Below are 9,002 nucleotides of genomic sequence, written 5' to 3' on the forward strand. Positions count from 1 at the left end.
AATTATTAAACCAATAATTACTTCCTATAGTTTGAATATTATTACCAATTTAAAGAATGTTAAATTATGAAAAACTCTTATTTTATCGATTGTATTATACCATATCAACTAAAGGTTGACCTGAAAATGAAACTTACAGTGTTTCTAACTATAGTTACCCTCTTTCAAATTCATGCGAATACCTACTCCCAGAATAAGAAAATCACCTTGTATATGCCAAATGCGACTGTGGCTGAAGTTATCCGAGAAATAGAGTCCCATTCCGATTTCAAATTTTTATTAAATAGAAAGGAGGTGGCCTTAGATAAAGAGGTTTCCATAAAGATGGAAAAACAAAAAATTGAAACAGTGCTTACGGAACTGTTTTCAGATACAAATGTGGAATGGCAAGTGGTAAATAAGCAGATAATTTTAAAAAAACGAAAGGCCGAAGGGAATTTTTCCCAGGATTCGACAAGTAACACTGTGAATAAACTTAACGCCCAATTTATGGTGTCGGGTAAGGTGACAAATCAATATGGTTTGCCTCTGCCTGGCGTTAATGTTATAATTAAAGGAAGTTCTGCAGGAACTCAAACAGATTTTGATGGAAATTATTCTATTGAAGCTTTTCAAGAAGACATATTAATATTTTCATTCGTCGGATTGCAAACTACTGAATATCCGGTGGGTGATCGAAGAACTATAAATGTCGTGATGAGCCCGGATTCAGCAACTCTGGAAGAAGTTGTTGTTACGGCTCTTGGAGTAAAAAGTACTCCCCGGTCAGTCAGCTATGCTGTGGAGAATGTGACCGCAGAGGACATTGAAAATACTGGAGAAACCAATCTTGTTAATTCGCTAGCATCGAAAGCAGCAGGTGTTAGTGTTGTAAGTTCTTCGGGTTCTGTTGGAGCTTCTTCTAATATAAGAATTAGAGGTAATACTTCTATCAATCGATCAAATAGCCCATTGTTTATTGTGGATGGTGTGCCAATTGATAATTCATCAGTAGGGAATGGGACAGGAGGTGCAGACAATTCCAATAGAGCAATAGATATAAATCAAAACGATATTGCTTCCATTGATGTGTTAAAAGGAACAGCTGCTCAAACCCTCTATGGACTTAGAGCCGCAAATGGTGTTATTATCATTACCACAAAAAAAGGTCAAACTGGTGCGCCCACCGTGGCGGTTTCATCGACGATTCAATTTAGTGAAGTAAGTCAACTCCCTAACCTACAAAAAGAATTTGCACAAGGACGACCTATTGATGGAGTTACTACATATAGGGGGCCCGAGACTGGTGACGGGTTTAGTTGGGGGCCAAGAATTTCTAGTCTAGAATATGACGGGGATACCTCTTACCCATATGGTAGATTTGGACGTCTGGTTCCTGAAGGAGAAGGTAATGGAATGCCTGCTAATGCATACGATCACTACGATTTTTTTGTTACAGGTGTCCTTAATGAGGAAAATGTTTCTGTTCGAGGAGGTTCAGACAGAATTAAATACTATGTGTCTGGAGGACTACTAAATCAAACAGGAATTGTTCCAGTGGAAGAATTTAATAGAAAGTCATTTAGAGCTGATGTTAGTGCAAAACTAAGAGATGATTTTGAACTTTCTGCAAGTGGAAATTATGTTACATCAGGAGGAAGTAGAGTACAGAGGGGATCAAATGTATCAGGTGTAATGCTTGGTTTACTAAGAACTACACCCTCCTTTGATAACGGTAATGGTTTAACTGGTAGAGATGCAGCAAATACAACAAGTACATATCTATTACCAGATGGCGGCCAGAGAAGTTATCGCGCCGGAATTTATGATAATCCATACTGGACTATTGCAAAAAACCCTTCTACAGATGATGTAAAACGTTTTATTGGACGTTTATCATTTGAATACAGACCTCTGGACTGGGCTACCCTTCGAGGAACATTAGGTTATGATCAGTATTCAGATGTTAGAAAAGCAGGAGTGGATATTAACTCTGCCGGTAACCCACAAGGTCAGGTTTCAGATCTAACACTTTTTAGTGAGGATATAAATTCACAGCTATTACTACTCATTGAAAAAGACATATCAGATGATATAACTTTTAATGGTGTGTTCGGTTATGACGGATTCAAGACAGAATCATTAACACGTCAAGCAATTGGAAATAATTTGACTATACCAGGTTTCTTTCAAGTTTCCAACACGGCCAGTCAGTCAGTTTTTGAAGATGTTGGAAGAAAACAACTGGATGCTTTATTAGCAGATATTAAACTGGGATATAATAATATGTTATTTATAAATGGAGCTTTTCGGAATGACTGGTCCTCAACTTTACCTGATGACAACAATGATTTCATATCCTATAGTGTCGGAGGTTCCTTTGTGTTCTCTGAATTACTGAAACCAGGTTTTTTAAATTACGCGAAATTAAGAGGGTCGTATGGTAAAACCGGTAATGATGCTCCAGCGTTCGGTACGCTAACTTATTACAATGCAGCAAATGCTGGACCAGGCGGTTTTGTAAGTGGTAACCAATTCCCAATATTCTCAACTGTAGCTTTTGAAAGAGCTGAGCAATTAGGAAATGCTGAAATAAGACCCGAATCTACCAAAGAATATGAATTAGGCGCCGAGTTTAGATTTTGGGATTCGAGGTTCAGGTTGGATCTTACTTATTATAATAAAGAGACTACAGATCAAATTATATCGGTAGATCAACCAGCAGTAACAGGTTTTACATCACGAGTAATTAATGCTGGGGTCATCTCCAATGAAGGATGGGAAGTTTTAGCTTTTATTAATCCTATAAGAACCGACAATTTCAATTGGAATATTGATATAAATTGGACTACTTATGAAAATACCACATTAAAACTTGCAGAAAATGTTGAATCAGTAACGTTGCAGGATATAAGCGCTTCATCCAGAGTTATAGTTGGGGAATCGTATGGTGTAATTTTTGGTTCGAGATTCGCAAGAAATGAAAATGGGGAATTATTAATAGATGATAGTGGATACCCTCTGGTAGATACAGAAGAAGGTGTAATTGGGGATCCCATCCCAGATTGGAACGCGGGAATAAGAAACACATTGTCTTATAAAAATTTCTCATTATCAGCTTTATTAGATGTAAGGCAAGGGGGAGATGTTTGGTGTGGTACCTGTGCAGTTATTGATTATTTTGGCACCTCACAGGTTACAGCTGAGCAAAGGACAATTACAGATTATGTTTTTGAAGGGGTTAACGTAAATACGGGGCAACCTAATACGACAGAAGTTGCGTTAGCCAATCCTGAAAATGGAATTAATTCTTATCGCTGGACACGTTACGGGTTTGGGGGTGTAAATGAAGATTATGTATTCGATACATCCTGGGTTAGGTTAAGGGAAGCAAGCCTCACTTATCAGCTTCCAAGTTCCCTTCTTGACGCCACATTTTTGAACTCTGGTTCAATAACTGCCTCTGGAAGAAATTTATTTTTGATTACTGATTATCCCGGAGTCGATCCAGAAACTAACCTCACGGGAGCCAGTAATGCGATAGGGTTAGATTACTTCAACCAGCCGAATACAAAAAGTTATGCATTAACGTTCAAACTTAATTTTTAATTAAAAAATACTATGAAATATTACAAATTAACAACAGTATTTTTCACAGTTTTATTTAGCATCTCGCTATTGGTTTCCTGTGAATATGATGACCTGAACCAAGATCCAACTAGGCCTGGGGGAGAAAGCGTGCCATTAGTTGCAATCGTTCCTGCAATGCAAACCCAAACTCACCGAAATATTGTTTCTGAACTTGGGAGATATGCAGGTATAATAATGCAGCAATGGCAGGGTTTTGACGCTCAGCAACTTGAGTACACCTCTTATGTAATTGGGGAAAGTGAACCGGATGCTGTGTGGAATCTCGGTTTTTACACAGGATCCATGCGCGATGCCGCAGATATTATTGAACGTGCTACAATGACAAATGCTTTAAACACAAGAGGAATTGCAAAAATATATATGGCGATTAATCTGGGGTTAGTTACCAATGCTTGGGGGGATGTCCCTTATTCTGAGGCATTTTTAGGACAAGAAAATCTATCTCCAAAATACGATGATCAGGAAGAAATTTATGCTTCAATCCAAATGCTTCTTTCCGAAGCAATAGATGATCTTAATGCGGACGATATTTCTGGTATTCAAGGTGATTTATTAAATGGGAGTAACGAACAGTGGATAAGTGCAGCTCATTCTTTAAAAGCTAGGTTTTATCTTGAACAAACCAGCGTAAATCCCAATGCTGCACAATTAGCCCTTGACGAGTTAGATATGGCCGTTTCCAGCAATACAGAACAACTGAACTTTCAATTTGAAAATACTCAAAACGGTGGAAATCCACTGGCTTTGTTTGGCTTCCAAAGAATTAATACTATAATAATTGATGATTTCTTTGTCAATTTAATGATGGGAGATCCAAGAATGGACTTATATATGACTGAGACAGATGGGGGGAATTTCCTTTATTTCCAAGCTAATAATCCTGATTTATTTTGGGCTCAATTGAATAGTCCAAGTCCAGTGATTAGTTACTCAGAAACGAAGTTTATTGAAGCGGAAGCTTTAGCAAGAACTGGGGAGGATGGAACAGAAGCCTTAGAAGAAGCGGTAAGAGCTAATATGACGTATTTAGGAATTACTTCATCTGAAATTGACGAGTATTTAAATAATTTGCCATCTATAAGTATTCAAACCATCATTCTTGAAAAATATAAGGCTATGTATGGACAAGCCCCGATGCAGATATGGAATGATTATAGAAGGACAGGTTTTCCCGATCTAATTCCTAATCCAAATGGAGTAAATCCATTAAATCCATCCGGTATAGTTCCTAGAAGATTATTGTATACTATATCCCAAAGATTATCAAACCCAAATGAGTATCAAGCAGCTATAGATTCCCAGGGAGGACATCTTCTTGATGATGACATATGGGTTTTTCCTATAAATTAAATACAATTCGAAAATTTAATAATTAAAAATCTTAAAAATCCAACTTATGAAAATTTTAAAATTATCAGCAATTCTAATTCTTATGCTTTTAGCAACCGGACAAATCTATAGCCAAAATATGGATGCAGAAAAGGAGGCTGTAAAAAGCGTCATGAAAAATTACAAGAATGCTATGCAGAATCTAACAACCAAAGGTACATTTGAATTATTTGCCAAGGACTCTCATATTTTTGAATCGGGCGGCGTTGAAGGTTCGTATGCAAACTATATAGAGCATCATATAGGTCCGGAATTAGGTCATTTCAATAAATTTGAATATTCAGATTATAAAATTGAAGTGCAGGTAGACGCTCCGTATGCATTTACCACCGAAACTTATATTTATACCATTGTCACCAAACCGGACGAAAACAGCGAGTCAAAAACTATAAAGAAAAAAGGTGTAGCGACTTCTGTTCTTAAAAAGATAGACGGTAATTGGAAAATAATTAAAATGCATTCATCTTCAAGAACCCCAAAAAAATAATATTAAAAAATAAGAAATATTTAGAAAGCGATAGTGGTTGAATACATTGACTATCGCTTTATTACCAAATAATTATGGTAAAAAGAAAAACAGCTCTAAAAATAAGACAGGCACATAGATACCTGGGTATTTTTATAGGTATACAATTTATAATGTGGACTGTTAGTGGTTTATACTTCAGCTGGACCGATATAGATGAAATACACGGAGATCAATTTCTTAAAACAGAAATGAAACATCCCAATTTCTCAGAGATTGGAAGTCCCGCAGAATTTAATCCTGAAATTGAGATTAATTCTTTACAATTAAAAGAAGTTGCTGGGAAACCTTATTACTGGATTAACGAAGAAATTCTACAGAATGCCAGGACAGGAGAGATTAAAAAGAATTTATCCGAAACAGAAGCTGTTGAAGTTGCCAATCAACATATGATTGATGAATTGGAAGTGACCGGGGTAGAAAGAATAACTTCTACTGGCGAACATCATGAATATCGTGGCAGACCTCTTCCAGCTTACGTGATTTCTTATAATACATCTGAGGATATTAGAGCTTATGTCTCTGAAGCTGATGGAGCTTTTAGAACTCTAAGGCACCGAGATTGGCGCTGGTTCGATTTTTTATGGATGACTCATACAATGGATTACGAAGGCCGGGATAATTTTAATAATTTAATATTAAGAGCATTTTCCTTACTTGGTCTTATTACGGTTTTAAGTGGATTCTTGCTATGGTATACCTCATCTCCAACAATTAGGAAATTCACTAATAAAAAGAAGAAAAAGAAAACTTGAAATAATATACATTTTTAAGAATTTAATTTAGAATATTAAAGTTGCTAGAAGTATTCTGAATTGATTAGCCGAAAAAGGCTGTTTACTTCTAAGCAGCCTTTTTTTAATCTTGGAGGATAAATTGTAAGCTTCCTCTAAATAATTAAGTTTCACGTAATTTATAGCTGATATTCTGCCTATTGAATCATACGATTATTAGTGGCCGTAATCCATCATTTGAATTTATGTATGTTCTCTTGGCTGGTTGATATTCTCAAAATTCGGATGACATTGTCTATTTTAATCCTCCTGAGTTTCTATGCGATTAATCAGATTTTTTAGCATCCAAACTACGTGGTGATTGGTAAGGAAAATTATTTCAATGTGTACCTTTAGCTGTTTTGATTCATCGGAAACCTTTAATTGCTCCTGTCCCCACCATTTGAAATAACAGCAGTACTGATGCCATGCTTACGACCGATGTCGGTGGCGGGTTTTGTTATTTGCATTTTACCGCGATGAAAAATTTATTTTTCCTTTAAAAACTTCTTCTTTAAATTTCAAAATTCACACAAAAAATATTTCCAATTTATTAAAAAAAAGAATAAAGTTGAAGGGTTCAGAACACCTTTTAGATAAAACATAAATTATTTATAATCAATTAATGAAGCATATGAAAATTCTTTAAGACCTATTTAAAATTATTAGAAACCTTCACAAGTCTTATCTCATTTGTTACAATTGTTACTGTAGATTTTGATACATAATTATAATTTCGTCCAGAATTAAAAATTCTACGGATGGAATTACTTGAAATATTTGGTTATATAAGTTCGCTTATAATTGGGATCTCACTTGGATTAATTGGTGGTGGCGGGTCTATACTAGCGGTACCTGTTCTCGCATATTTATTTTCTACGGGGGAGCGTGTTGCCACCGCTTATTCCTTATTCATAGTGGGTGCCAGTGCGCTTATAGGTGGGATCAAACAACATTATAATGGCTATGTAGATTGGAAAACCGCTATCATCTTCGGAATTCCGGCCGTTATAGGAGTCACAATCGTAAGACACTATGTGGTACCGGCGTTACCTGAATCCTTATTCTATATCCAAGATTTTGAGTTTACAAGAAGGATGGCCATGTTTGGTCTATTCGCTGTTCTTATGATACCAGCTGCTTTTTCTATGTTACGAAAAAAGGATTCTGGAAAAGAAAAAAACCCCTCAAATGAGGTGAAGTATAATTATCCGTTAATTCTGGCAGAAGGTTTAATTGTTGGAGGGATTACGGGTATGATTGGAGCCGGAGGAGGCTTTCTAATAATCCCAGCCCTTGTGATTCTTGCGAATATTGAAATGAAAACGGCTGTAGGAACTTCATTAATTATTATCGCGTTCAAATCACTGCTGGGATTTTTCCTTGGCGATGCCATAACCATGGAAGTAGACTGGCCATTTTTGGGAATAATAACAGGTCTTTCCTTTTTGGGTATTTTCCTGGGGTCTTATTTAAGCAATTATATTAATGGAGAACGTTTGAAGAAGGGCTTTGGCTACTTTATCTTTCTAATGGCCGGATTTATTTTCTATATGGAATTCTTTGTTAAAAATTAGGTGCAAATTAAAATTTACTATTATGAAAATCTTAAATGCAAAAGAGTTTGCAGACAAAATTGAGAATGATAATAATGCTATTATTCTGGATGTGCGGACCCCAAAGGAATGGAAAGACGGAATAATACCTAATGCTAAATTGATTAATCTTTTTGAACCTGTAACTTTTCAACGAGAAGTCTCAAATTTAGAAAAAGACAGGAACTATTATATCTACTGTCGTAGTGGAAATCGAAGTGGGCAGGCTTGCCAAATCATGGATAATAAAGGCTTTAATACGTACAACCTTGCCGGTGGTATTATGCAATGGGACGAAAAATTATCCAAACCCGTTTTTTAAAATTTCAGTAGAGACATGAAAGATAAGTCAACGGAATTTTGGGAAGAAAGGTATAGCGATGAAGAATATATATATGGTAAAGATCCAAATGTCTTTTTTCGAACTGAGCTAGGTAAATTGAATCCTAATTCTATTCTCTTACCTGCAGATGGAGAGGGTCGTAATGCCGTATTTGCAGCAAAAACTGGTTGGGATGTCACTGCATTTGATCTGAGTAAGGCTGGAAAGGCAAAAGCTATAGCCCTGGCTGAGAGGAATGATGTGGAAATAAATTATGAGATAACTTCCGCAGAGGAATTTGATAGCGATATCAATTTTGAGGTTATCGCACTTATTTACGCTCATTTTAATGCAGAAGACAGACCTGGTATACATGACCATTTATTACAATTTTTAAAACCAGGAGGAATTTTAATCTTCGAAGCATTTTCTAAAAAACAGCTTGATTATAATTCTGGAGGGCCTAAAGAACAAGCAATGCTATTTTCAAAAGAAGAGTTGAGAAATGAGTTTTCCGGACTTACAATTAAATACCTGGAAGAATTAGAAATAGAGCAAAACGAAGGAAAATATCACAAAGGTAAAAGTTGTGTACTACAAATGATAGGTGAAAAAAAATAATGTTTTAAAAGAAATTTGATTCGTAACATTTGTTACTGTGCGGATTAAAGATTTTTGGCAACTTTGGAATACAAACTTAAAAAATAATAGTTATGAAGATAAGACAATTTAAAGATGATGCCCTTTCCCATTTTTCCTACGCTTTG

General features: G+C 35.9%; 7 protein-coding genes. All 7 read left to right on the top strand.

Annotation, left to right across the window (positions count from 1 at the left end):
• Positions 1 to 66 precede the first annotated feature (66 nt).
• The 7 genes from Q1K34_RS16360 to Q1K34_RS16390 all read left to right on the top strand — a co-directional run bounded on the left by Q1K34_RS16360 (position 67) and on the right by Q1K34_RS16390 (position 8,856).
• Positions 67 to 3,588 carry a SusC/RagA family TonB-linked outer membrane protein gene (locus tag Q1K34_RS16360; protein WP_300441312.1) on the top strand — a complete coding sequence of 1,174 codons (3,522 nt, stop codon included), beginning with the start codon at positions 67 to 69 and terminating at the stop codon, positions 3,586 to 3,588.
• A gap of 12 nt (positions 3,589 to 3,600) precedes the next feature.
• Positions 3,601 to 4,980 carry a SusD/RagB family nutrient-binding outer membrane lipoprotein gene (locus Q1K34_RS16365; protein ID WP_300441314.1) on the top strand — a complete coding sequence of 460 codons (1,380 nt, stop codon included), beginning with the start codon at positions 3,601 to 3,603 and terminating at the stop codon, positions 4,978 to 4,980.
• 46 nt (positions 4,981 to 5,026) lie between these two features.
• The gene (locus Q1K34_RS16370; protein WP_300441317.1) at positions 5,027 to 5,506 is read left to right on the top strand and encodes a nuclear transport factor 2 family protein; all 480 of its coding nucleotides are present in this window, start codon (positions 5,027 to 5,029) and stop codon (positions 5,504 to 5,506) included.
• A gap of 74 nt (positions 5,507 to 5,580) precedes the next feature.
• On the top strand, positions 5,581 to 6,300 hold the full coding sequence (locus tag Q1K34_RS16375) for a PepSY domain-containing protein (protein ID WP_300441319.1): 720 nt from the start codon (positions 5,581 to 5,583) through the stop codon (positions 6,298 to 6,300).
• A 779-nt stretch (positions 6,301 to 7,079) separates the two neighbouring features.
• Positions 7,080 to 7,895, top strand: coding sequence for a sulfite exporter TauE/SafE family protein (locus tag Q1K34_RS16380; protein WP_300441321.1), 816 nt, complete (start codon positions 7,080 to 7,082; stop codon positions 7,893 to 7,895).
• 22 nt (positions 7,896 to 7,917) lie between these two features.
• On the top strand, positions 7,918 to 8,235 hold the full coding sequence (locus Q1K34_RS16385; protein WP_300441324.1) for a rhodanese-like domain-containing protein: 318 nt from the start codon (positions 7,918 to 7,920) through the stop codon (positions 8,233 to 8,235).
• Positions 8,236 to 8,250: 15 nt separating this feature from the next.
• A complete protein-coding gene (locus Q1K34_RS16390) occupies positions 8,251 to 8,856 on the top strand; it encodes a class I SAM-dependent methyltransferase (protein WP_300441327.1) in 606 nt (201 codons plus the stop codon).
• The last annotated feature ends 146 nt before the right edge of the window (positions 8,857 to 9,002 follow it).

The sequence above is a fragment of the Christiangramia sp. genome, from assembly GCF_029937855.1.
Classification (GTDB): Bacteria; Bacteroidota; Bacteroidia; order Flavobacteriales; family Flavobacteriaceae; genus Christiangramia.

Bases quoted from the DNA above. Each gene is read 5' to 3' on its own strand.
- Q1K34_RS16360 (WP_300441312.1), top strand. From the start codon at position 67: ATGAAAAACTCTTATTTTATCGATTGTATTATACCATATCAACTAAAG.
- Q1K34_RS16365 (WP_300441314.1), top strand. From the start codon at position 3,601: ATGAAATATTACAAATTAACAACAGTATTTTTCACAGTTTTATTTAGC.
- Q1K34_RS16370 (WP_300441317.1), top strand. From the start codon at position 5,027: ATGAAAATTTTAAAATTATCAGCAATTCTAATTCTTATGCTTTTAGCA.
- Q1K34_RS16375 (WP_300441319.1), top strand. From the start codon at position 5,581: ATGGTAAAAAGAAAAACAGCTCTAAAAATAAGACAGGCACATAGATAC.
- Q1K34_RS16380 (WP_300441321.1), top strand. From the start codon at position 7,080: ATGGAATTACTTGAAATATTTGGTTATATAAGTTCGCTTATAATTGGG.
- Q1K34_RS16385 (WP_300441324.1), top strand. From the start codon at position 7,918: ATGAAAATCTTAAATGCAAAAGAGTTTGCAGACAAAATTGAGAATGAT.
- Q1K34_RS16390 (WP_300441327.1), top strand. From the start codon at position 8,251: ATGAAAGATAAGTCAACGGAATTTTGGGAAGAAAGGTATAGCGATGAA.